We start from the raw sequence: 21,419 nt of genomic DNA, 5'->3' as shown, positions 1-21,419 counted from the left end.
CCTGCTCCAATCATCGGTTGCGGATATAGCGATTGACCGCATTGTTGTGCTCGCGCAGCGTGCGCGAGAAGTGATGCGTGCCGTCGCCCTTGGCCACGAAGTAGAGCGTCTCCCCGGGCAGCGGGTCGACCGCGGCTTCCAGGGCCGCCCTGCCCGGCAGGGCAATCGGGGTGGGGGGCATGCCGTCGATCACGTAGGTGTTGTAGGGCGTGGACTCACGCAGATCGGCACGGGTGATATTGCCCGCGTAGCGCTCTCCCATGCCGTAGATCACCGTGGGGTCGGTCTGCAGGCGCATGCCACGCTCCAGGCGACGCTTGAACACGCCCGCGATCTCGCGCCGCTCCTCAGGGGCCCCCGTCTCACGTTCGATCAGCGAGGCCATGATCAGCGCCTCGTAGGGTGTCTCGATGGTCAGGTCATCGGCACGCTCTGCCCAGACCTCATCAAGGGTGGCCCGCATGCGCGAGTGGGCCTGCTCGAGCAGCTCCAGGTCGCTCATGCCCTTGTGATAGAGGTAGGTATCAGGAAAGAACCACCCCTCCGGGTGCACCCCCTCGCGGTCGAGCAGCGCCATGACCTCAGCGTCGGTAAGCCCCTCGGTGCGATGCTCAAGCTTGGGTGCCGCCTCCAGGGCGTCACGCATCTGGCGGAAGGTCCAGCCTTCAGGGATGGTCAACGGGTAGGTCACCAGCTGCTCGCTACCCAGACGCTCGAGGAGCTCACGACCACTCATGCCGGGCTCCAGCCTGAACTCTCCGGGTCGCAACCGCGGCAGGCTCTGGGGTTCGAGGCGGGCCAGTATCCGAAAGGCCCAGGCATCCTCGATCACGCCCTGGGCTACCAGCTCGCTTACCACCTGATGGTAGCCCGCACCACGCGGTACCTCATAGAGCGTCGACTCGCTGATCGCGATGGGGGCCGCCAGACGCGACTGCCAATAGCGATAGCCACCGAACAGGGCCGCCATGGCCAACACGACCAGCAGCAGGATGATGATCAGCACTCGCCGCATCGGTATCCTCTTGATTCAGTAGGTTGAGGGATAGTCGTAACCCAGCAGGCCGTGGGCCTCGGCCTGGAAGCTACGATGCTGCCTTCCAAGCGTCCAGCGTCGAAGGGCCCTGCCCATCACATCATCCAGGCGGACCACCGGCCAGACTCCCTGTACGGAGTTGCCCAGCCAGACCGCATCGGCCTGAACCAGCGCCTCTTCTCCCGCCTCGACCTCTTGAATCTCGCCGCGGGATATCAGCGCCTCCCGCAGCGTCCCCGCCACCCCGCAACGGGCGAGTGACGGCGTCTCGAGGCGGCCGGCGCGGAGCCAGTAGAGATTCATGGCGGTAGCCTCGATCAGACGCCCGGAGTCATCGCTGAGCACGCCTTCGGCAATGGCGTCGTCATCCCACTCGGCGCGCGCCAGCACATTTTCCAGACGATTGAGGTGCTTGATCCCCGCCAGCACAGGCTGGCAGGCGAGGCGGAGCCGACAGTGGCGAATCCTGACGCCCTTGCGCCAGCGCGACTCGGCAGGGGTAAAGGAGGCAAGCTGCCAGCGCAGGCGCGGCTCGGGGGTCGCCGGCGGGCGATAGCCTCGCCCGCCACTGCCACGGGTCAGGGTCAGCTTGAGCACCTCGAGCCCACTCCCCGCCTCCGCCAGCGGAAGCGCCAGGTCATGCTCCGCAGGCATCGGGATGCCCAGCACATGACAGCCTCGGGCCAGCCGCGCCAGATGCTCATCCCACAACAGCGGACGCCCGTCCCTGAGCAGGATGGTCTCGAAGAGACCGTCGCCGTAGGCGGCACCGCGATCATCCAGCGGCCAGCTGGCCTGCTCCCTCACTCGCCTACCGCCATGCTCAGACCCGGGTGAAGATCAGGGTGCCGTTGGTACCACCGAAGCCGAAGGAGTTCGACAACGCCACGTCGATCTTCATCTCACGGGCCGTATGCGGCACATAGTCAAGCTCGCAACCCTCCTGGAGGTTGTCCAGGTTGATGGTGGGCGGCGCGACCTGGTCGCGAATCGCGAGAATCGAGAACACCGCTTCGACGGCTCCCGCGGCACCCAGCAGATGGCCGATCATCGACTTGGTGGAGCTGACCGCCACCGACCTTGCCGCTTCCCCCATCACACGCTGTACCGCGCGACTCTCGGCGAGATCCCCTGCAGGAGTCGAGGTGCCATGGGCGTTGATATAGTCGATCGCTGCCGGCTCGAGCCCCGCATCATGCACGGCATTCGCCATGGACTGGGCGGCGCCGCTGCCGTCCTCGGGGGGGGCGGTCATGTGATAGGCGTCATCGCTCATGCCGAAACCTGCCATCTCGGCATAGATGGTGGCCCCGCGCGCCTTGGCGTGCTCGTACTCCTCCAACACAAGCACACCGGCACCGTCGGAGAGCACGAAGCCGTCACGATCGCGATCCCAGGGGCGACTGGCCGCCTCGGGGTCCTCGTTGCGAGTGGACAGCGCCCGCGCCGCCGAAAAGCCACCCAGGCCCAGCGGAGTGGTCGCCATTTCGGCACCACCGCACACCATCACGTCGGCATCACCGTAGGCGATGGTCCGCGCGCTATAGCCGATGTTGTGGGTGCCGGTGGTGCAGGCGGTGGTGATCGCGATATTGGGGCCACGGAAGCCGTGGCGAATCGCCAGATTGCCGGAGATCATGTTGATGATCGAACCGGGCACGAAGAACGGCGAGATACGTCGCGGCCCGCTCTTGATCAGGGCATTGTGATTGTGCTCGATCATCGGTAGCCCGCCGATGCCCGAACCGATGGCGACGCCGATGCGGTGAGCATTCTCGTCGCTGCACTCGAGGCCGGCATCCTGGATCGCCTGAGCCCCGGCCGCCATGCCGTACTGGATGAACAGATCCATCTTGCGCGCATCCTTGGGGTTCAGATAGGGACTGATGTCGAAGTCCTTTACCGAACCGCCGAAGCGCGTGTTGAAGCCGCTGACATCGAAGTGCTCGATGGGAGCAATGCCGCTGTTGCCGGCCACGATATTGCGCCAGCTCTCTTCCACGGTATTTCCCACCGGCGTGACCAGGCCCAGGCCCGTCACCACTACTCGTCTACGTGTCATCAGCGTTCCTCCAGGCGTCCAGGATGATCGCGACCCTCATGCGGGCCGCCTATATCAGGCGCATTATAACGGCTCTCCCTTCGACATGCCGCCCCGAGAGGGTATTCGCATGTCGTTCGGGTGCGAAAAAGCCGCCCTTGTGGGCGGCTTTCCTGGGGGCCGTTCCGGCGAAGGCGGCCCCGAGCATCAGCAAGCGGTATCGACCGCCACCAGGCTTACTGGTGGGCGTTCACGTAGTCGATGGCTTCCTGGACGGTGGTGATCTTCTCGGCTTCCTCGTCGGGAATTTCGGTATCGAACTCCTCCTCAAGCGCCATGACCAGCTCGACGGTGTCCAGGGAGTCGGCGCCCAGGTCCTCGGTGAAGGAGGAGCTGTTCTGGATGTCCTCTTCCTTGACGTTCAGGCGCTCGGCCACAACCTTCTTAACGCGCTCTTCGATGGTGCTCATTATGACGTACTCCAGTCGTTCACATTGGCCGTCCAGAAGACCAGCCGTTTGGGGTTCCAGATCCGCAAGCCGGAAGCTGCGGGGTAGTGTATAGAGCCCCCGGGGCCGGCGCAACCACCGGACCCGGCACCTCTCAACGCATGTTCATGCCACCGTTAACATGCAAAATCTCGCCGGTAATATAACTGGCCGTCTCGCCGGTAAGGAACCCTACCGCCGCGGCGATCTCCTCGGGCTGGCCGAGGCGCGAAAGCGGAATCTGCCCGAGCAGCGCCTTGTGCTGCTCCTCGGGAAGCGCCTCGGTCATGTCGGTGGCGATAAAGCCGGGCGCCACGGCATTGACGGTAATGGCGCGCGACGCCACCTCCCGGGCCAGCGCACGGGTGAAGCCTTCCATGCCCGCCTTCGCGGCAGCATAGTTGGTCTGACCCAGATTGCCCATGCTCGCCACCACCGAACTGATGCTGACGATGCGACCGAAGCGCGCCCGCGTCATGCCACGCAGACAGGCCTTGCTGACACGATAGACCGACTTGAGGTTGGTATCGACGACGTCATCCCACTCCCCTTCCTTCATGCGCATCAACAGGTTGTCACGCGTGATGCCGGCATTGTTGACCAGAATGGTCGGGGCACCGAACTCCTCGCCGATCGCCTTGACCACCTCGTCGACGCTGGCCTGATCGGTGACATCCAGGCGCCGACCGGCACCCTGGATACCCCGAGCCCTGAGGTCGGCATCGATCCTCTCGGCGCCGGCATCGCTTGTCGCGGTGCCGATCACGATGCGCCCCTGGCGACCCAGCTCATGGGCGATGGCCCGACCGATGCCGCGACTGGCCCCGGTGACCAGGGCAACTCTGGTTTCGCTAGTCATGAAAAGTATGCCTTCGTTCTTTGGAAAGAGATCAACCGTTGCGGGAAGTCACGCCGCGTGCCAGCTCCAGGGCCGCATCGAGGCTGTCGGGGTCGTTGACCGCCAGCCCCTTGCTGCCTCGAACGATGCGCTTGCCTAGCCCGGTCAGCACCTTGCCCGGCCCGCACTCGATGAACACCTCTGCGCCACGCTCGCCAATGGCCTCGACGCAGGAGGTCCAGCGTACCGGACGATAGAGCTGCTCGATCAGCCGGGTGCGCAGCGTTTCGACATCGGCATGGGCCTGGGCGTCGACATTCTGGATCACGGTATAACGCGGCGCCTTGAGTGTCACCTCGTCCATGGCCGCGGACAGCCGCTCGGCGGCAGGCTCCATCAGGGCGCAGTGCGAAGGTACGGAGACCGGAAGCGGCATGGCACGCTTGGCACCCGCCGCCTGACAGGCGGCGATGGCGCGCTCGACGGCGGCCTTGCTACCGGCAATCACGACCTGACCCGGGGCGTTGTAGTTCACCGCCGAGACCACATCGCCCTGGGCCGCCTCGGCACAGGCCTGTTCCACCACGGCATCATCGAGACCCAGGATGGCCGCCATGCCCCCCTGCCCCGCCGGCACCGCCTCCTGCATGGCCTCACCACGCAGCTTGACCAGCCTGACCCCCTCGGCGAAGGGCATCACCCCGGCACAGACCATGGCACTGTACTCTCCGAGGCTGTGCCCGGCCATGGCGCCTGGTCGCGGCCCCTCGAGCTCCTGCCAGACACGCCAGATCGCCACGCTGGCGGCAAGCAGCGCGGGCTGTGTGCAGGCGGTCGCATTGAGCGCTTCGGCGGGCCCCTCCTGGACCACCTTCCAGAGATCGTAGCCGAGCGCCTCCGAGGCCTCCTCGAAGGTCGCACCCACGACGCTGTAGCGCTCGGCCAGCTCCCGCAGCATGCCGACCTGCTGGGAGCCCTGCCCTGGAAACACGAGGGCGAGCGGTTGAGTCATATTGGTCACCTTTGCTTTTATTGCCTGTCATCACCGCCGGTCGCGCCGACGCGAGAAATTGAATCCATTCGAGCCTCGCCCAGCTCCCGCGCCAACTGGCGCGGCAGGTCGTGCTCCACTTCCTGCACGGCACGCAGCACGGCGTAGCGAAAGCCATCGGCATCGGAGCCGCCATGGCTCTTCACCACGATACCGGCCAGCCCCAGCAGACTGGCGCCGTTGTACCGGACCGGGTCAAGCTCGCCACGCAGGCGTCGAAGGGCCGGCCTGGCAAGCAGTCCTACCAGACGACTCCCCCAGTGGGCCTCGAAGGTGGCCTGCACACGGGCCACCAGCATGCGTGCCAACCCTTCACTGGCCTTCAACACGGCATTGCCGACGAAGCCATCGCAGACCACCACGTCGACGCTGCCGGCGAAGATGCCATCCCCTTCGACATAGCCGCAGTAGTTGAGCCCTGGCAGCTCACGCAGCCGGGCATCCGCCTGGCGGACGCTGGCGGTCCCCTTGATCCCCTCGGCCCCCACATTGAGCAGGGCGATCCGCGGTCGCGACAGACCGTCGACATGACGAGCCATGACCTCTCCCATGCGCGCGAAATCCACGAGGCGATCGCTGGAGGCCTCGATATTGGCGCCCAGGTCGAGTAGATAGCAACGCCCCTGTTCACGGGTCGGGATCGCGGTACTGATGGCCGGGCGGGGGATACCGCCCACGGTGCCCATGGCACGCCGTCCCAGGGCCATCAGGGCCCCGGTATTGCCGCCGCTGACGCCGGCGCACGCGCGCCCCGACGCCAGGCAGTCGAGCATAAGCGCCATGCTGCTATCGCCACCATGGCGCAGGGCGTCGGAGGGACGCACCCCCGGAGCGATCTCGCCCGGGGCATCGACAACCTCCATACGCGAACCTGCCGCGGCGAGACGCCGCGGCAGGCTGGCAATCTCACGCTCCAGGCAGGCCCGCGGACCAAACAGCTGCAGCGTGAGACGAGAATCCTGGAGGGCCGCCCCGGCGGCACCACGCACCGTCGCGCGCGGCCCGAGATCTCCTCCCATCGCATCGATGGCGATTCGCATGAGTGAGATCAGGGGCCGGGGATCACCGTAGGTCGCGTCGTCGACTTAGGCGTCGACGACCTTGCGGCCACGGTAGAAGCCGTCCGGAGAGACGTGGTGACGCAGATGGGTGGCACCGGTCTCCTTATCCTGGGAGAGGGTCGGGGCGCTCAGGGCGTCATGGCTGCGACGCATGCCGCGCTTGGAACGTGTCTTGCGGTTCTTTTGAACTGCCATGGGATGTCACTCCAGAGTGAATCGATGATAAATCAGTGTTTTTTGCCCTTGAGATGCCGAAGCACATCGAAGGGGCTGGCTGCGGGCTCGCGGGATGCCGCGACATCCTCCCCGCTGGTCAGCTGGTCGCGTGAGACCGCACAGTCGGCCTCATCGTGGTAAACCGCCTGAGGAAGGCTGAGGATCAACTCATCCTCGACCATCGTCAGCAGGTTCAGCTGTTCGTCTTCCACCAGTACCGGCTCGTGGGTACTGGGCAACTCGGCGGCCAGAGCGTCGTTTGAGACCATGCCGAGCAGAAACTCGCTCTCGACCTCCTGGGCCATGGGACGCAGACAACGCCGACAGGGCAGCTGCAGCGTCGCACGCAGACGCCCATGAATCTCGTGGCGCCGCTGGGGATCGATGGTGAAATCCAGCCACACCTCGACATCACCCTGCTGCGGACCGACCGCTTCGGTCAATCGCGTGAAGGCGTCCAGGGCCATCAGCCCTTCCATATGCTCGGCACGGGCGGCGAGCTTGTAGGGCTCAACCCTGCCAGGGAGTCGTGTGGTCAACATAGGCGCGCAATGATAGGCACTCCCTCTGCGCCTGTCAAAGCCGCCGACGCACACCAGGCCGCGTGATACCCTGCGCCTCCATCAACAACCTGGGGATCCCATATGCCACGCCTCGTTCTCGCCTCCGGATCACGCTCGCGGCGCCAGCTTCTCGACCGCCTGGAACTTCCCTATGCCTGGCAGAGCCCCGACATCGACGAGACACCCCGCCCCGGCGAGTCGCCCAGCGCCCTGGTACACCGACTGGCACTCGGCAAGGCACAGCAGCTCGCAGACCAGTGGCCCGACCACCTGATCATCGGCTCCGACCAGGTGGCGCAGTTTGATGGCGAGGCCCTCGGCAAGCCAGCCGACACAACCGCCGCCCGCCAGCAGCTGGCGCGCTTCTCGGGCAACCGGGTGCGCTTTCTCACTGGCCTGGCGCTGCTGGATACTCGCAGCGGCCGCCACCGCGTCTGCCACGAGACCTACGATGTGGTGTTTCGCACGCTGACCGACAACGAGATCGCCCACTATATCGAACGGGAGCAGCCACTGGAGTGCGCGGGAAGCTTTCGCATGGAGGGGCTGGGCATCACCCTGTTCGAGCGACTCGAGGGCGACGACCCCAATACCCTGATCGGGCTGCCGCTGATCCGTCTGTGCGCACTGCTGCGCGAGGCGGGCCTGGATCCGCTCGGCGAGACGTAAGCTGGAAGCTGGAAGCTGGAAGCTGGAAGCTGGAAGCTGGAAGCTGGAAGCTGGAAGACAGCATCTCACCACCTATCGATGTACCAAGGTGTTTCTTCTAGCTTCCAGCCGCGAAGCGGCGCTCTTCCAACTTCAAGCTAGCGAAGCTGATAGCGCACCGGAGAGTCGACCCGGGGCAGCCCCAGCCACTCCATGGTCACACGACCAAACTGACGAGATAGCCGCTCGAAGGGGTCCAGTCGCGGCGTATAATCATGCAGCCTGCGCTCAGAAAGCCGCTCCCGCGCCAAGGTATCGAGGCTGCCCAGAGAGTCCACCAGCCCCAGCTCCAGCGCCTGCTCACCACTCCAGACGAGCCCGCTGAACAGGGCATCGTCATCGCCGAGGCGCTCGCCACGCCCCTCGCGCACCGCCGCGATAAACTGCTCATGGGTACTGTCCAGTACCGACTGCCAGAACTCGCGTTGCTGCGGGGCCACCTCGGAAAAGGGGTCGAGGAACGCCTTGTTGTCGCCGGCGGTATAGACGCGCCGCTCGACACCCAGTTGATCGATGGCCTCCTGAAAGCCGAAGCTGGAGTAGATGACCCCGATGGAGCCCACCAGGCTCGCCGGTGCGGCGATGATCTCATCGGCACCCGCGGCGATATAGTAGGCACCACTGGCGCCGATATCCTCGATCACTGCGATAATCGGCTTGTCGCCTTCGCTGCGCAGTCGCATGACCTCGTCGAAGATGCGCTGGGACTGCACCGGGCTGCCACCGGGGCTGTTGATATGCAGCACCACCGCCTCGCTCGCTTCCGACTCCCAGGCTCGCCTGAGCCCGGCATTGATGCGCTCCGCACTGGCGGTACCCTCGGCCTCGATCACGCCCTCTACCTTGACCACCCCGAGGTGCGGAGCATCCGCCCCACCGACCGCGGCAGGGCCAGACAGCAGACCATAGAGGGTCACCGACAGCGAGGCGGCGACCAGCGCCGCGAACAGGAAGCGAAAGAACAGCTTCCAGCGCCGTGAACGACGCTGCTCCACTAGCACGCCATCTATCCAGCGCCCCATCATCGCCATCTGTTCGAGTCGCTGGCGCTCACGCAGGGTCTCGGCATCCTCTCCGGGCGACACCGCGCCCGGATCGCTCGCCTGGCGCCTAGCCTTCGCCTCGTCGCGACTTAGCTCCGGACCCTGGGTCCAGGGGTCGAGATCTGCATCGTGCTCATTGCGCTTATCGGTCATTGCCTACCCTCCCTGTAACCAGTCGAACAGCTGGGGCACCGTCTGCGCGGTGAAGGCGGGCCGGCTCGACGCCAGCCTCGCGGGCGCATGCACCCCCCAGGTCACCGCCACGCGATCCATGCCGATGGCCCGCGCCATTTCGAGATCATACTCGGTATCCCCCACCATCACGGCCTCGGTTACCGGCACGGCGAGCTCCTCCAGCAGTTGCTCGAGCATCAGCGGGTGAGGCTTGGAGCGGGTCTCGTCGGCCGTGCGGCTGGCATGAAACCAGTGCCCGCTGTTGCTCTCATGGAACACACGGTCGAGCCCACGCCGACTCTTTCCGGTGGCCACCGCCAGGCGCTGCCCGGGCCTGACATGCAGCTCGGACAACCCGCTCCTTACATCGGGAAAGAAGCTCATGGGCGTGTCATTGCCTTCGACAAAGTGCCAGGCATAACGACTGCGCAGCAGCTCGGCCCGCTCGGGATCGATCCCCGGACACAGGGTGGCGATGGCTTCGGGAAGCCCCAGGCCGATGATATTGCGTATGGCCTCCTCCTCCAGATGCCCCCACCCTGCGTCATGGGACGCCGCCTGCATGCAGGCGACGATTCGCGCCACGGAGTCCATCAGGGTTCCATCCCAGTCGAAGATCACCAGTCGATAGCGCATGTCGTCTCCTCAATTGCCCTGGCGTGCGCGACCCTGCACCGCCTCGAGATCATCGGGAAGCGGCGCGCGAATCCGCACCTCGCGACCGCTGGTCGGCTCGGGAAAGGCCAGCGACTCGGCGTGCAGAAAGAGCCGCGAGAGGCCCAGCCGGGCGGCGAGCTGCTGGCTCTCGCGGGAGCCATACTTGTCGTCGCCCAGTAACGGGTGCCCGGCGTGGGCCGCGTGCACACGGATCTGGTGGGTGCGGCCGGTAACCGGCTCGGCCTCCAGCAGCGTTACCTTCGGCAGCGCCTCACGCACCGCGAAACGCGTGCGAGCCACCTTGCCCTCGGCATCGACACGCACCCGACGTTCACCATTGCCCAGGGTGTAGCGATCCAGGCGAGCCGCCACAAAGTCGCGGCGCACGGGCCAGCGCCCTGCCACCATTGCCAGGTAACGCTTGTCCATCTGCTGCTGCTTCAACGACGCATTGAGCGCCAGCAAGGCCGGACGCGACTTGGCCAGCAGCAAACAGCCCGAGGTGTCGCGATCCAACCGATGCACCAGCTCCAGGAAGTCGAGATCCTCACGCACCTGACGCAACGCCTCGATCAACCCGATCTTGACGCCGCTGCCACCGTGAACGGCCAGTCCCGATGGCTTGTTGATCACCAACCAGTCGCGCCCCTCTACCAGCACGCTGCCGGCCAGCAGGTTGCGAAGGTTGTCACTCACCTCACGCACCGCCTCCCGGGGTGTCAGCTTTAATGGCGGGATCCGCACCAGATCCCCCGTCGCCAGCCGGGTGTCGGGCTTGACGCGCTTCTTGTTCACGCGCACCTCACCCTTGCGCACGATGCGATAGATCAACGCCCGAGGCGCTCCCTTGATACGGGTCATCAGGAAGTTATCGACCCGCTGGCCGTCCTGCCCTTCCGTTACCTCAACCCACTGTACGTCGCGCCCTTCGGCCATGCCGAGACTCCACTGCTCAGAACCTGCGAAAGGCGCATTCTAACGCAGTGTTCGCCCCGCCGCGCCAATTGCTGCTTATAGCGCTTGCTGTTATATTGCGAGATCGCTCCAATGGGCAAAATCGTGCCCCACAGCGCCTGCCCGACAGACACGCAGGCCGGAGCGAGACATCAGGCCGCGACGACGCCAGCGCGTCTCGCCGCCGGTTGCAAGAATGCAATAGACAAGTGATATCGCGATAACCGCGCCACGCCCGTATCCCCCACCGCGTCCTCAGTCACGGAGCGGCGGCAGGCCACGGGACACGTTCAACAGCGTGCCGGAGGCCGGCGTTGGCGAATCGATGAATGCCAGGTGTTGGCGGTGACCGCAGGGCCGGATGGGTGACACCCACCGAGACACGTTCTGCCCCCGCCCCGTACTCAACAGGCTCATGCCGCGGCGCTGCCCCACCGGGAGCGACGCGGTCGGACGCAGCTGCGCATCCGCGACATGCGCTGAGCACAGGCACGCAGCACACAGCGGTTCGCCACGTCGCGCTCGCCGGCACTTTATCAGTGCGAGTCAACATGAAACGGATGCTCATCAATGCGACCCAGCCCGAAGAGCTGCGCGTCGCGCTGGTCGATGGACAACGCCTCTACGACCTGGATATCGAGTCCGGCGCCCGAGAACAGAAGAAAGCCAACATCTATCGCGGCAAAATCACCCGCATAGAACCCTCCCTCGAAGCCGCCTTCGTCGACTTTGGCGCCGACCGCCACGGTTTCCTGCCCCTCAAGGAGGTCTCCCGCGACTACTTCGTCAAGGACCCGGACGGGCGGCCCAGCATCAAGGAGGTGCTGAAGGAAGGACAGGAAGTGATCGTCCAGGTCGACAAGGAGGAGCGTGGCAACAAGGGAGCGGCCCTGACCACCTTCATCTCGCTGGCCGGGCGCTTTCTGGTGCTGATGCCCAACAACCCCAAGGCCGGCGGGATCTCGCGCCGTATCGAGGGCGAGGAGCGCAGCCAGCTCAAGGAGGCCATGAATCAGCTCAGCGTGCCGGACCGCATGGGCCTGATCGTGCGCACCGCCGGTATCGGCCGTAGTCCAGAGGAGCTGCAGTGGGACCTGGACTACCTGGTACAGGTGTGGGAATCGATCACCACCGAGGCCAGCAAGCGCTCCGCGCCCTTCCTGATCTATCGTGAATCCAATGTCATCATCCGCGCCATGCGCGACTACCTGCGCCAGGATATCGGCGAGGTGCTGATCGACAGCCCCGCGGTGCACGAGGAAGCCCTCGCCTTCATTCGCCAGGTGATGCCCTCCTACCAGCAGAAGATAAAACTCTACGTCGACGAGGTGCCGCTGTTCTCGCGCTTCCAGATCGAGTCACAGATCGAGACCGCCTACGAACGCGAGGTCAAGCTGCCCTCCGGTGGCTCCATCGTCATCGACCATACCGAGGCACTGGTCTCCATCGACATCAACTCCGCGCGGGCGACTCGCGGCAGCGATATCGAAGAGACCGCCCTGCAGACCAACCTGGAGGCGGCCGACGAGACCGCTCGCCAGCTTCGCCTGCGTGATATCGGTGGCCTGGTGGTGATCGACTTCATCGACATGAGCCCTGCACGCAACCAGCGTGAAGTCGAGAATCGCATGCGCGATGCCCTCAAGCTCGATCGCGCCCGGGTGCAGATCGGCCGCATCTCGCGCTTCGGCCTGATGGAGATGTCGCGTCAGCGTCTGCGCCCCTCGCTGGGGGAAACCAGCGGCGTGGTCTGTCCGCGCTGCAAGGGTCAGGGAACGATTCGTGACGTGCGCTCCATCTCGCTCTCCATCATGCGCCTTATCGAAGAGGAGGCGATGAAGGAGCGTAGCGCCCAGATCCGCGCCATCCTGCCGGTACCGGTGGCCACCTACCTGCTCAATGAGAAGCGCAGGGTGCTGGCCGACATCGAACGTCGCCAGGATGTGCGCGTCGTCCTGCTGCCCAGCCCCGACATGGACACGCCACACTACGACGTCCAGCGCCTGCGCGACGACCATGTCGAAGAGGACGGCAGCAAGAAGTCCAGTTTCGAGCTCTCCCTGGAGACCGATGTCGGCAAGGAGCCCGAGGCCTCCTTCGGCAAGCCGGCACAGCGAGCCGAAGCTGCCGTCAAGACCGTGATTCACCACGAACCGGCCCCCGCCTCCCTGCAGCAGGAGCCCGCGGCGGCAAAGAAGGAGGCCCCCGCCTCCCGCAAGGCCAGCGCTCCCGCTCGCAGCACCCCACCGGTAAGCGTGGAGTCCCAGGGTGGCGTGTTCGGCCGCCTGGTCAAGGGCTTGAGCAAGCTGCTGGGGGGCGACGAGCTCCCATCGAGCGATGCTTCCGGCAGCAAGTCGAGCAGCAGCGCCACTCCCTCGGGCAGTGACAAGGGCGAGCGCAAGACTGCCAGTCGCGAAGAGGAGCGCGGTGGACGCAACAATCGCCAGCGTCGCCAGCGCAATGACGAGCGGCGTGATGCATCACGTCAGGAGAGCGACCGGAGCGACCGCAGGGCGAGTGACAGCGACAACTCCGACAGCCGCAACAATCGCGGGAACCGCGGCCGGAATCGCCAGGAGAGCAGTCGTCAGGAGGATCGCCGTCAGCAGGAGATCACCAAGAGTCGCCAGCAGGATGGCGGCAAGGGGCGCGATGACAACCGCCGCCAGAGCAGCGGTGAGAAGCGGGACCCGCGTGCGGCCCAGAAGCCGGCCGAGACCCGTAAGCAAGGCGAGGCTCAGAAACAAGGCGAGTCTCAGAAGCAAGGCGAGCCTCAGAAGTCAGCCGAAAAGCAACAGCCGGCCGAGACTGGCGCGCAGGTACCGGTGGATGATGGCAAGCCCAAGCGCACCCGCAACAATCCGCGCAAGCGTAGCCGTCAGCACGCCATCAGCCCCAAGGCGCTAGAAGAGCAGCAGCGCCTGCAGGCCGAGGCAGCCAAGGCCGAGGAAGCCAGTCCGGCCACCACCGAAGCCGAGGCCCAGCCGACCGCCCAGGACAAGCCAAACGCCAAGGCCGACACCAAGCCGGCAGAGGCCGAGCCGGTAGCCGCCAAGCAGCCGGCCTCCGAGGCAGCGGGCGACAGCCAGTCGGCCAAGAGCCAGCCTGCCGAGACGCCGAATGCCAAGGCCGACACCAAGCCGGCAGAAGCCGAGCCGGTAGCGGCCAAGCAGCCGGCCGCCGAGACCGCGAGCGACAACAAGCCCGCTGAGAGCAAGCCTGCCGAGACGCCGAATGCCAAGGCCGACACCAAGCCGGCAGAGGCCGAACCGGTAGCGGCCAAGCAGCCGGCCGCCGAGGCAGCGGGCGACAGCCAGTCGGCCAAGAGCCAGCCTGCCGAGAAGCCGAATGCCAAGGTCGACACCAAGCCGGCAGAGGCCGAACCGGTAGCGGCCAAGCAGCCGGCCGCCGAGGCAGTGGGCGACAGCCAGTCGGCCAAGAGTCAGCCTGCCGAGACGCCGAACGCCAAGGCCGGCACCAAGCCGGCAGAAGCCAAGCAGCCGGCCACCGAGGCAGCGGGCGACCGCCAACCCGCCAGAAGCCAGTCGGCCAAGAGCCAGCCTGCCGAGAAGCCGAACGCCAAGGCCGATACCAAGTCGGCAGAAGCCGGGCCGGTAGCGGCCAAGCAGCCGGCCGCCGGGGCAGCGGGCGACAGCCAGTCGGCCAGGAGCCAGCCTGCCGAGAAGCCGAGCGCCAAGGCCGACGCCAAGTCGGCAAAGGCCGAGCCGGTAGCCGCCAAGCAGCCGGCCGCCGAGGCAACGGGCGATAACAGGCCCGCTGAGAGCAAGCCTGCCGAGAAGCCGTCCGACAAGGCCGACGATGAGTCGGTCGAGAAGGAGCCCGTCAAGGCCGAGGCCAAGGAGAGTGCAGCACCCAGCCGCGCCAGCCGCCGTCGTCGCCGTGCCCACAATGACCCGCGCGAGATCCGGCGTCGCGAACAGGAGGCCAAGGCACAGGAGGGCAAGCAGGGCTAACGCCCACACTCCCAGGCCTCACGAACAGCGCCCGCAGCCTTGGCTGCGGGCGCTGTCGTTTATTCGGCTTGAGACGAGGGCTCAGCCAGCCAGTCGCGGCTCACGCTGGAGCTCGACACCGAACCGCTCGCGAACGCTATCCGCCACCCGGGCCGCGAAGTCGAGCAGCTCTCGAGCGCTGCCACCACCGAAGTGGACCAGCACCAGCGCCTGGCGCTGGTGAACGCCGAAATGGCCATCGCGGCACCCCTTGAGACCACAGCGGTCGATCAACCAGCCGGCGGCCAGCTTGACCCGGCCATCCGACTGAGGAAAGTGTGGCATCTCGGGGTATTCGCCCAGCAGGCGCTCGGCTTTCTCGGCCGCTACCTGTGGATTCTTGAAGAAGCTGCCGGCATTGCAAAGCTCTGCGGGGTCGGGCAGTTTTTCACGGCGAATGGCACACACCGCCTCGGCCACCTCCTGGGGCGAGGGCGATACCCCGACACGGCTCGACAGGTCACCATAGCCCAGGCGAGGCCCTGCCTGACGCGACAGGCCCAGCACCAGGCGCGTGATCACCACTCGCCCTGCCAGCGCCCCCTTGAAGATGCTCTCGCGGTAGCCAAACTCGCACGCCTCGGGGGAAAGCCAGGTCAGGCTGCCATCCGCCAGATGAAGCACTTCCACGGCCTCGAGCACATCGGCCAGCTCGACCCCGTAGGCGCCGATGTTCTGGATCGGCGCGGCACCACAGTGACCGGGAATCAACGCCAGGTTCTCGATGCCCCAGAGGCCACGAGCGGCCAGCGCCATCACCAGCCGATGCCAGTTGACCCCGGCCTCGGCATGGATTCGCACGCGCCCATTACTACACTCCTCCTGCCACCAGTCGGCCATGGCAGGCTGCACCACCAGGCCCGGAAGATGCTCAGGCAGGATCAGATTGCTTCCCCCACCCAGCAACGTCACCGGCCAACCCTGCTCACGCGCCCCGGTCAGCGTGTCCCTGAGCGCCTCGACACTGTCGGGTGCCGCGAAGCGTTCGGCAATACAGGGCAGACCCAGCGTATTGGCATGGCTCAGGTCCCATTGTCTCCTGATGGTCGCCATCAAGGGCGTGACTCCAGGCGCGCAACGATGTCTTCGAGCAAACCATCGGCGGCGCGCTCGACCAGATCAAGCACCTCCTCGAAGCCATCCTCGCCGCCATAGTAGGGGTCCGGAACGGCAACATCCGAATGACCCGCAAACTCGAGGAAGAGCCCCATATGAGCATCGAACCCCTCGGGCGCCTGCTCACGCATGGCTCGCAGGTTGTCATGATCCATCGCCAGCAGATAATCGAATGCGTGGAAATCGTCGCCTCTCAGCTGCCGGGCACGCAGTGAGGAGAGGTCGATGCCGCGTCTTGCAGCCGCTTCTTGAGAACGGAGATCCGGCGCCTTGCCCTCGTGCCAGGAGGCGATGCCACAGGAGTCGACGTCGACACGCTGGCCCAGCCCCCGAGCCTCGAGCTGGCGCCGAAACACCCCTTCGGCGGTAGGCGAACGACAGATATTGCCCAGACAAACGAACAAGACGCGCATCAGACTCCTCCTTGGGGCTTATCCCGCTCCAGCAGTGCCCGTACCCGGGCCAGATCCTCTGCGGTATCGACACCGGCAGGGTGGGATTCACGGGCCAGCGCCACCTGGATGGCATGCCCATGATGTAGTGCTCGCAGCTGCTCCAGCTGCTCGAGACGCTCCAGGGGCGACGGTAGCCAGTCACCATACTCGGCGAGGAAGTCGACCCGGTAGGCATAGAGGCCAATATGGCGCAACCAGGCGCCACCCTCTAGCGCCTCGGGACGCCCCGCGATGGCCTCGCGATCCCCGAATTCGCTATCCCAAAACTCCCTGCCCCAGGACTCTCTATCCCAGGGGATGGGGGAGCGAGAGAAGTAGAGCGCGCGACCATCCTGGCCATGCACCACCTTCACCACATTGGGGTTGAACAGGACCGCCGCCTCGCTGATCGGCTCGGCCAGCGTGGCGATCGAGGCACCCGGATCGTCGAACAGCCGTTCGGCGACCTGGTCGATCAATGCCGGCGGGATCAGCGGCTCATCGCCCTGAACATTGACCAGCACGGCATCCCCATCGAGTCGCAGCTGCTCGGCCACCTCGGCCAGCCGGTCGGTACCGGAGGGGTGGTCCGCCCGGGTCATCACCACCTCGGCGCCCAGCGGCGCCATGGTCTGGGCGATGCGCGGATCGTCGGTCGCCACCACGACCCGGCTGGCACCACTCTGACAGGCACGCCGCCAGACATGCGCGACCATCGGTTCACCCGCGATCTCGGCCAACGGCTTGCCGGGCAATCGTGATGAGGCATAGCGTGCCGGGATGACCGCAATGAACTCTCGGTCAGCCTTGCTCCTGGCCTCGGCCATCAGCGCTCTCCCGTGCGTCCGGGAGAGTCATGCAGCTTCTCGTCGACGGAGAGCTGTCGCGCCTCCTCGGGCAGCATGACCGGAATGCCGTCGCGGACCGGATAGGCCAGGCCATCATAGAGGCAGTGCAACTCTCCCTCCTCGCGACGATACTTGAGTTTGCCCTTGCACATCGGGCAGACCAGCAAAGCCAGCAGCTCCTTGTCCATCGTATTCCCCTTCACTGTTGTGGCGAGTCGACATCGACTCGTCTCGCGAATTCGTGACTCCCCGGCTACCGGGGCGGCATGGCACCCGCACCCGCCAGCCAGTCGTCGAACCAGTCCACGAAGGCTGGCTCGGGCAAGGCCTCGACCTCCAGCACCCAGCTGTCATCGGGTGCCAGGTCGCGGCACTTGACGGCATCCTTGGCGGTCATCACCAGCGGGCGTCCATCCTCGAAGCACAGCTCATCGGCGCGAAAGAGATGGTGGTCGCCAAACGGATGCGGGATCACCTCGACGCCAAGCCCCCTCAGGGTGTCGAAGAAACGCGCCGGCCGACCGATGCCGGCCACCGCATGGACCGGCCCCGTAAAGGGCGTTTCATCGATGGGGTAGCGCCTACCATCGGCGAGTCGGCGCCAGCCGGATGGCACCAGCGCCATGCGCCGGCCATCCGAGGGCAACGCTATCCGAGGCGCGCCATTGACCAGCATCGCATCGATGCTCTCCAGTCGCGACAGCGGCTCGCGCAGCGGCCCCGCCGGCAGGCAGCGACCGTTGCCGAAACCGCGCACCCCATCCACCACCACCAGCTCAAGATCACGCCCCAGGGCCAGATGCTGCAAGCCATCATCGCTGACCAGAATATCGCAGCCGACCTCGATCAGGCGTCGTGCACCGCGGGGGCGCTCGGGGTCAACGACCACCGGCACCCCGGTCTGGTCGGCCAGCATGCGCGGCTCATCTCCGCAGACGGTGGCTGGCGTGGTCGCTTCGACCAGCTGCGGATACACCGCCCCTTGCCCGCCATAGCCCCGCGACAGGATACCCGGCCGCCAGCCCTGCCCGATCAGGTGCTCCACCAGCCAGGCCACCAGCGGCGACTTGCCGGTTCCACCCAGGGTCAAGTTGCCCACCACGACCACCGGCACCGGCGCCCGCCAGACCGGCTTGCGACCGCTGGCATAGGCGGCGGCACGCCGACGCACCCCCCAGCGATAGAGCAGCTCCAGTGGTCTCAGCGCCGCCAGCCAGGCGTCCCCACGGTAGGCGGCCCTGAGCCAACGCTCGCCAAGCTGGCTCATGCCGGATCAACCTCCTGGAACTGCAGGCGATGCAGGGCCGCATAGGCTCCGTCACGCGCCAGCAGTTCGGCATGACTGCCCTGCTCGATGATCTCGCCCTGCTCCATGACCAGGATGCGGTCGGCGCGCTCGATGGTGGAGAGACGATGGGCGATCACCAGCGTCGTGCGCCCCCTGCAGACCTCTTCCAGTGCCGCCTGGATATGACGCTCGGACTCCGTATCCAGCGCCGAGGTGGCCTCATCGAGGATCAGCAGCGGCGCATCCTTGAAGATCGCCCGGGCGATGGCCAGCCGTTGGCGCTGCCCGCCGGAGAGCATCACGCCGTTGTCGCCGACGACCGTTGCATATCCCTGGGGCAGGCGCTCGATAAATTCATGGGCATGGGCAGAGCGTGCCGCCGCCTCGATGGCCGCCGGATCGGGGTTTTCCACCCCATAGGCAATATTCGCGGCGATGCTTGAGTTGAACAGTGTCACCTGCTGGGAGACCAGCGCGATCTGGCGGCGCAGCGGCGCCAGGCGGTACGCATCCAGGGGAACATCATCGATCAGGACCCGGCCGGCACTCGGGCGATAGAACCGCGGCAGCAACCCCACCAGGGTCGACTTGCCGCTGCCCGAGCGGCCGACGATCGCCACCATCTCGCCTTCGGCCACCTCGAGATCGATGCCCTTCAGCACCTCCGGCTGCCCCTCGGCGTAGCGAAAGGACACCCCTTCCAGCGTGACTCGGCCGGCAAGCCTTGCGGGCTCATGGGTCCCCTCGTCGGGCTCGGCCGGCTCCTCGAGCAGGCCGAACAGCTCCGACGAGGCGGCCAGACCCTTCTGGATCTCGCTGTTGACCTCGGTGAGCTGTCTCACCGGCTTGGCCATCAGTGAGGCGGCGGTAATGAAGGCCACGAACTCGCCGGCGGTCATGTTGGCCATCAGCGCCGGTGACATGGCCAGCCACACCAGCACCGCCAGGGCCAGGGCCACCAGCAGCTGGATCACCGGGGTGCTGACCGCCTTGGTCAGTGCCTCCTTGAGGCTCTGCTGACGATTGTAGTCACTCACCTTGGCGAAGCGGGCCTTCTCATAGGCCTCGGCACCATGGGTACGCACTACCCGGTAACCCGAGAGCGCCTCTGACGCCACATGGGTCACCTCGCCCATGGAGGCCTGGATACGCCCCGAGAGGCGTCGGAAGCGCTTGCTCGTGTAGCTCACCACCCCGCCGATCAATGGCGTCACCGCCAGAAACAGCAGGGTCAGCATCCAGTTGGTCCACAGCAGGTAGATGACCAGGCCGATCACGAAGAGCCCCTCGCGAAGCAGTATGGTCACCGCCTTGGTGGCCGCGCCGGTGACCTGCTCGACGTGGTAGGTCACCCGCGAGATCAGATGGCCGCTGGAGTGGCTATCGAAGAAACGACCCGGCAGATGCAACATGTGATTGAAGACATCGCAGCGCAACACATGCACGACGTTGCGTGCCACATTGCTCATGAAGTAGGTCCCGAGGAAGGTCCCCAGCCCTCGTGCGGCAAACATCCCCACCACGAAGAGCGGCAGGAACAGCCGAAAGGCGGCATCGGGCTCCTGAATCCCGTCGATCAGGCGCTTCATCATCTCCGCCAGGGCTGTACTGGAGGCGGCATAGATGGCATAGCCGAAGATGGCCAGGGCAAAGGAGCGCCAGTAGGGGCGCACATAGCGCAGCAGACGGCGATAGAGCGTCAGGCTCGACTGCTGGGAAGCGTGTTGAGAAGTCCCGATGGGAGTCACGGTGTCTCCGCTGGTCTGGGTGAGGCAATGTGCGCTGCACGCTCCGTGGTGGCGATACGTACACGCTGAATACCGTTCAGGCCAGCCTGGTCGAGGGCTCGTACCACGTCGGCATGGCGGGCCTGGGCATCCGCCTCTATCACCAGGCCATGCTCGCGTCCCTGATCCGCCTCGTCGGCCAGGGCAGGCCCCAGGGATTCGGCATCCAGATCGCGCGTCCCAAGCCGGTAGCCCCCCTCGGCGGTGACCACCAGCGTCACCGGCGAAGGCTCGGCGGCACTGCCGGAGAGCGACTCCGGCAGGGTGAGTTCGAGCGCCTGGCGCGTCTCGAAGGTCGTCGATACCATGAAGAAGATGAGCAGCAGAAACACCACATCGATCAGTGGGGTGAGGTTCACCTCCACCGGATCACGCCGTCGTCGCGGAAACCTCACGGGTGCCTCACCTCTGGCGCCAGGCGACCATCGGCCTCCACGCGCTCGGCATCGCGGGCCGGGGTCTGGCCTTCGGCCAGGCTGATGGCGCTGCCATGGTGAGCCAGGAACTCCACCACCTGGCCGGCCTGTTCCTCCATGCGTACGGTGATATCCTCGACCCGGCGCTGAAAGTAGCGGTGAAACATCAGCGCAGGAATCGCCACGGTAAGGCCCGCGGCGGTGGTCACCAGCGCCTGGGAAATGCCACCGGCCAGATCGGCGGTACGACTCGCCCCATCACCCGCAACGATCACCGCAAAGACCTCGATCATGCCGACCACGGTACCGAGCAGGCCGATCAACGGAGCGATGGCCGCGATGGTACCCAGCGGGTTGAGGAAACGCTCCATATCGTGAATCACCGCGGTGGCGGCCTCGGTCAGTCGCGACCTGACCTGCTCATGGCCGAGTCCGGCGTTGCGCAGGCCAGCGGCAAGCACGCCGCCCAGGGGTGAGTGACTCTCCAGCCAGTAGAGGTTGACCTGGCCACGGGTAATCAGGCTACACACCTCCTGGCCCAGCCCGTGCGGGGCGATGCGCCCGGCGCGCAGGGTCCACAGTCGCTCGATGATGATGACCGTGGCCAGCAACGAGCAACCCAGCAGCGGCAGCATCAGCCAGCCCCCGGCGATCAGGGCCTCCATCATGTCCATGCGCACATCCTCT

At 65.8% G+C, this 21,419-nt stretch carries 22 protein-coding genes; 2 read left to right on the top strand and 20 right to left on the bottom strand.

Features of this window, described 5'->3' with window-relative positions; genetic code table 11:
* Window positions 1-10: 10 nt before the first annotated feature.
* From mltG to GRB80_RS03740, 9 genes are all read right to left on the bottom strand, one after another.
* Window positions 11-1,015 carry an endolytic transglycosylase MltG gene (gene mltG / locus GRB80_RS03780; RefSeq protein WP_161422581.1) on the bottom strand — a complete coding sequence of 335 codons (1,005 nt, stop codon included), beginning with the start codon at window positions 1,013-1,015 and terminating at the stop codon, window positions 11-13.
* Between the two features lie 15 nt (window positions 1,016-1,030).
* Window positions 1,031-1,843 carry an aminodeoxychorismate lyase gene (pabC, locus tag GRB80_RS03775; RefSeq protein ID WP_161422580.1) on the bottom strand — a complete coding sequence of 271 codons (813 nt, stop codon included), beginning with the start codon at window positions 1,841-1,843 and terminating at the stop codon, window positions 1,031-1,033.
* A gap of 16 nt (window positions 1,844-1,859) precedes the next feature.
* Window positions 1,860-3,098 carry a beta-ketoacyl-ACP synthase II gene (gene fabF, locus GRB80_RS03770; protein WP_132044764.1) on the bottom strand — a complete coding sequence of 413 codons (1,239 nt, stop codon included), beginning with the start codon at window positions 3,096-3,098 and terminating at the stop codon, window positions 1,860-1,862.
* Window positions 3,099-3,313: 215 nt separating this feature from the next.
* The gene (gene acpP / locus GRB80_RS03765) at window positions 3,314-3,547 is read right to left on the bottom strand and encodes an acyl carrier protein (protein ID WP_008956801.1); all 234 of its coding nucleotides are present in this window, start codon (window positions 3,545-3,547) and stop codon (window positions 3,314-3,316) included.
* Window positions 3,548-3,680: 133 nt separating this feature from the next.
* Window positions 3,681-4,424 carry a 3-oxoacyl-ACP reductase FabG gene (gene fabG / locus GRB80_RS03760; protein ID WP_161422579.1) on the bottom strand — a complete coding sequence of 248 codons (744 nt, stop codon included), beginning with the start codon at window positions 4,422-4,424 and terminating at the stop codon, window positions 3,681-3,683.
* A gap of 31 nt (window positions 4,425-4,455) precedes the next feature.
* On the bottom strand, window positions 4,456-5,415 hold the full coding sequence (gene fabD / locus GRB80_RS03755; RefSeq protein WP_161422578.1) for an ACP S-malonyltransferase: 960 nt from the start codon (window positions 5,413-5,415) through the stop codon (window positions 4,456-4,458).
* Between the two features lie 17 nt (window positions 5,416-5,432).
* Window positions 5,433-6,494, bottom strand: a complete 1,062-nt coding sequence (gene plsX / locus GRB80_RS03750; protein WP_132044770.1) for a phosphate acyltransferase PlsX — start codon at window positions 6,492-6,494, stop codon at window positions 5,433-5,435.
* A 45-nt stretch (window positions 6,495-6,539) separates the two neighbouring features.
* Window positions 6,540-6,710 (bottom strand): 50S ribosomal protein L32, encoded by a 171-nt coding sequence (gene rpmF, locus GRB80_RS03745; protein WP_132044772.1) that lies wholly within the window; start codon window positions 6,708-6,710, stop codon window positions 6,540-6,542.
* Between the two features lie 32 nt (window positions 6,711-6,742).
* Window positions 6,743-7,273: a YceD family protein gene (locus GRB80_RS03740; protein WP_161422577.1), complete on the bottom strand. Its 531-nt coding sequence runs from the start codon at window positions 7,271-7,273 to the stop codon at window positions 6,743-6,745.
* Window positions 7,274-7,375: 102 nt separating this feature from the next.
* Between GRB80_RS03740 and GRB80_RS03735 the strand changes: the two genes are divergently transcribed.
* On the top strand, window positions 7,376-7,963 hold the full coding sequence (locus GRB80_RS03735) for a Maf family protein (protein ID WP_161422576.1): 588 nt from the start codon (window positions 7,376-7,378) through the stop codon (window positions 7,961-7,963).
* A gap of 137 nt (window positions 7,964-8,100) precedes the next feature.
* On the opposite strand, the gene sppA is transcribed toward GRB80_RS03735, so the two are convergent.
* The 3 genes from sppA to GRB80_RS03720 are packed head-to-tail and all read right to left on the bottom strand — an operon-like array spanning window position 8,101 to window position 10,812.
* Window positions 8,101-9,198 (bottom strand): signal peptide peptidase SppA, encoded by a 1,098-nt coding sequence (gene sppA, locus GRB80_RS03730; protein ID WP_161422575.1) that lies wholly within the window; start codon window positions 9,196-9,198, stop codon window positions 8,101-8,103.
* A 3-nt stretch (window positions 9,199-9,201) separates the two neighbouring features.
* Window positions 9,202-9,855, bottom strand: coding sequence for an HAD-IA family hydrolase (locus tag GRB80_RS03725; protein WP_132044780.1), 654 nt, complete (start codon window positions 9,853-9,855; stop codon window positions 9,202-9,204).
* A 9-nt stretch (window positions 9,856-9,864) separates the two neighbouring features.
* A complete protein-coding gene (locus GRB80_RS03720; protein WP_161422574.1) occupies window positions 9,865-10,812 on the bottom strand; it encodes an RluA family pseudouridine synthase in 948 nt (315 codons plus the stop codon).
* 569 nt (window positions 10,813-11,381) lie between these two features.
* On the opposite strand from GRB80_RS03720, the gene rne reads away from it, so the two are divergent.
* Window positions 11,382-14,804, top strand: coding sequence for a ribonuclease E (rne, locus tag GRB80_RS03715; protein WP_202597158.1), 3,423 nt, complete (start codon window positions 11,382-11,384; stop codon window positions 14,802-14,804).
* A gap of 81 nt (window positions 14,805-14,885) precedes the next feature.
* Here rne and murB read toward each other — a convergent pair whose 3' ends face one another.
* The 8 genes from murB to GRB80_RS03675 form a co-directional block, all read right to left on the bottom strand.
* On the bottom strand, window positions 14,886-15,896 hold the full coding sequence (gene murB, locus GRB80_RS03710; RefSeq protein ID WP_161424224.1) for a UDP-N-acetylmuramate dehydrogenase: 1,011 nt from the start codon (window positions 15,894-15,896) through the stop codon (window positions 14,886-14,888).
* Window positions 15,896-16,372: a low molecular weight protein-tyrosine-phosphatase gene (locus GRB80_RS03705; protein ID WP_161422573.1), complete on the bottom strand. Its 477-nt coding sequence runs from the start codon at window positions 16,370-16,372 to the stop codon at window positions 15,896-15,898. Before GRB80_RS03705 ends, murB begins: the two co-directional genes overlap by 1 nt.
* Complete coding sequence (gene kdsB / locus GRB80_RS03700) at window positions 16,372-17,220, bottom strand: 3-deoxy-manno-octulosonate cytidylyltransferase (protein WP_161422572.1); 849 nt, start codon at window positions 17,218-17,220, stop codon at window positions 16,372-16,374. Before kdsB ends, GRB80_RS03705 begins: the two co-directional genes overlap by 1 nt.
* Complete coding sequence (locus GRB80_RS03695; protein WP_161422571.1) at window positions 17,220-17,429, bottom strand: Trm112 family protein; 210 nt, start codon at window positions 17,427-17,429, stop codon at window positions 17,220-17,222. The genes kdsB and GRB80_RS03695 overlap by 1 nt, the downstream gene beginning before the upstream one ends.
* A gap of 65 nt (window positions 17,430-17,494) precedes the next feature.
* The gene (gene lpxK, locus GRB80_RS03690; protein ID WP_161422570.1) at window positions 17,495-18,508 is read right to left on the bottom strand and encodes a tetraacyldisaccharide 4'-kinase; all 1,014 of its coding nucleotides are present in this window, start codon (window positions 18,506-18,508) and stop codon (window positions 17,495-17,497) included.
* Window positions 18,505-20,277, bottom strand: coding sequence for a lipid A export permease/ATP-binding protein MsbA (gene msbA, locus GRB80_RS03685; protein ID WP_309663489.1), 1,773 nt, complete (start codon window positions 20,275-20,277; stop codon window positions 18,505-18,507). The genes lpxK and msbA overlap by 4 nt, the downstream gene beginning before the upstream one ends.
* Window positions 20,274-20,711 carry an ExbD/TolR family protein gene (locus GRB80_RS03680; protein WP_132044794.1) on the bottom strand — a complete coding sequence of 146 codons (438 nt, stop codon included), beginning with the start codon at window positions 20,709-20,711 and terminating at the stop codon, window positions 20,274-20,276. The genes msbA and GRB80_RS03680 overlap by 4 nt, the downstream gene beginning before the upstream one ends.
* Entirely contained in the window at window positions 20,708-21,406 is a 699-nt protein-coding gene (locus GRB80_RS03675) for a MotA/TolQ/ExbB proton channel family protein (RefSeq protein WP_202597157.1), read from the bottom strand. The genes GRB80_RS03680 and GRB80_RS03675 overlap by 4 nt, the downstream gene beginning before the upstream one ends.
* Window positions 21,407-21,419: the final 13 nt, after the last annotated feature.

It is taken from the genome of Halomonas icarae (genome assembly GCF_009901955.1).
In the GTDB taxonomy this organism is placed as follows: domain Bacteria; phylum Pseudomonadota; class Gammaproteobacteria; order Pseudomonadales; family Halomonadaceae; genus Halomonas; species Halomonas icarae.
Note: the sequence above shows the minus strand (reverse complement) of the source record. Positions and strands in the feature narration are given on the sequence as shown.

Excerpts from the sequence above, each read along its gene's own strand:
- mltG (WP_161422581.1), bottom strand. The coding sequence starts at position 1,015 with ATGCGGCGAGTGCTGATCATCATCCTGCTGCTGGTCGTGTTGGCCATG.
- fabF (WP_132044764.1), bottom strand. The coding sequence starts at position 3,098 with ATGACACGTAGACGAGTAGTGGTGACGGGCCTGGGCCTGGTCACGCCG.
- acpP (WP_008956801.1), bottom strand. The coding sequence starts at position 3,547 with ATGAGCACCATCGAAGAGCGCGTTAAGAAGGTTGTGGCCGAGCGCCTG.
- fabG (WP_161422579.1), bottom strand. The coding sequence starts at position 4,424 with ATGACTAGCGAAACCAGAGTTGCCCTGGTCACCGGGGCCAGTCGCGGC.
- fabD (WP_161422578.1), bottom strand. The coding sequence starts at position 5,415 with ATGACTCAACCGCTCGCCCTCGTGTTTCCAGGGCAGGGCTCCCAGCAG.
- plsX (WP_132044770.1), bottom strand. The coding sequence starts at position 6,494 with ATGCGAATCGCCATCGATGCGATGGGAGGAGATCTCGGGCCGCGCGCG.
- rpmF (WP_132044772.1), bottom strand. The coding sequence starts at position 6,710 with ATGGCAGTTCAAAAGAACCGCAAGACACGTTCCAAGCGCGGCATGCGT.
- GRB80_RS03740 (WP_161422577.1), bottom strand. The coding sequence starts at position 7,273 with ATGTTGACCACACGACTCCCTGGCAGGGTTGAGCCCTACAAGCTCGCC.
- GRB80_RS03735 (WP_161422576.1), top strand. The coding sequence starts at position 7,376 with ATGCCACGCCTCGTTCTCGCCTCCGGATCACGCTCGCGGCGCCAGCTT.
- sppA (WP_161422575.1), bottom strand. The coding sequence starts at position 9,198 with ATGACCGATAAGCGCAATGAGCACGATGCAGATCTCGACCCCTGGACC.
- GRB80_RS03725 (WP_132044780.1), bottom strand. The coding sequence starts at position 9,855 with ATGCGCTATCGACTGGTGATCTTCGACTGGGATGGAACCCTGATGGAC.
- GRB80_RS03720 (WP_161422574.1), bottom strand. The coding sequence starts at position 10,812 with ATGGCCGAAGGGCGCGACGTACAGTGGGTTGAGGTAACGGAAGGGCAG.
- rne (WP_202597158.1), top strand. The coding sequence starts at position 11,382 with ATGAAACGGATGCTCATCAATGCGACCCAGCCCGAAGAGCTGCGCGTC.
- murB (WP_161424224.1), bottom strand. The coding sequence starts at position 15,896 with ATGGCGACCATCAGGAGACAATGGGACCTGAGCCATGCCAATACGCTG.
- GRB80_RS03705 (WP_161422573.1), bottom strand. The coding sequence starts at position 16,372 with ATGCGCGTCTTGTTCGTTTGTCTGGGCAATATCTGTCGTTCGCCTACC.
- kdsB (WP_161422572.1), bottom strand. The coding sequence starts at position 17,220 with ATGGCCGAGGCCAGGAGCAAGGCTGACCGAGAGTTCATTGCGGTCATC.
- GRB80_RS03695 (WP_161422571.1), bottom strand. The coding sequence starts at position 17,429 with ATGGACAAGGAGCTGCTGGCTTTGCTGGTCTGCCCGATGTGCAAGGGC.
- lpxK (WP_161422570.1), bottom strand. The coding sequence starts at position 18,508 with ATGAGCCAGCTTGGCGAGCGTTGGCTCAGGGCCGCCTACCGTGGGGAC.
- GRB80_RS03675 (WP_202597157.1), bottom strand. The coding sequence starts at position 21,406 with ATGGACATGATGGAGGCCCTGATCGCCGGGGGCTGGCTGATGCTGCCG.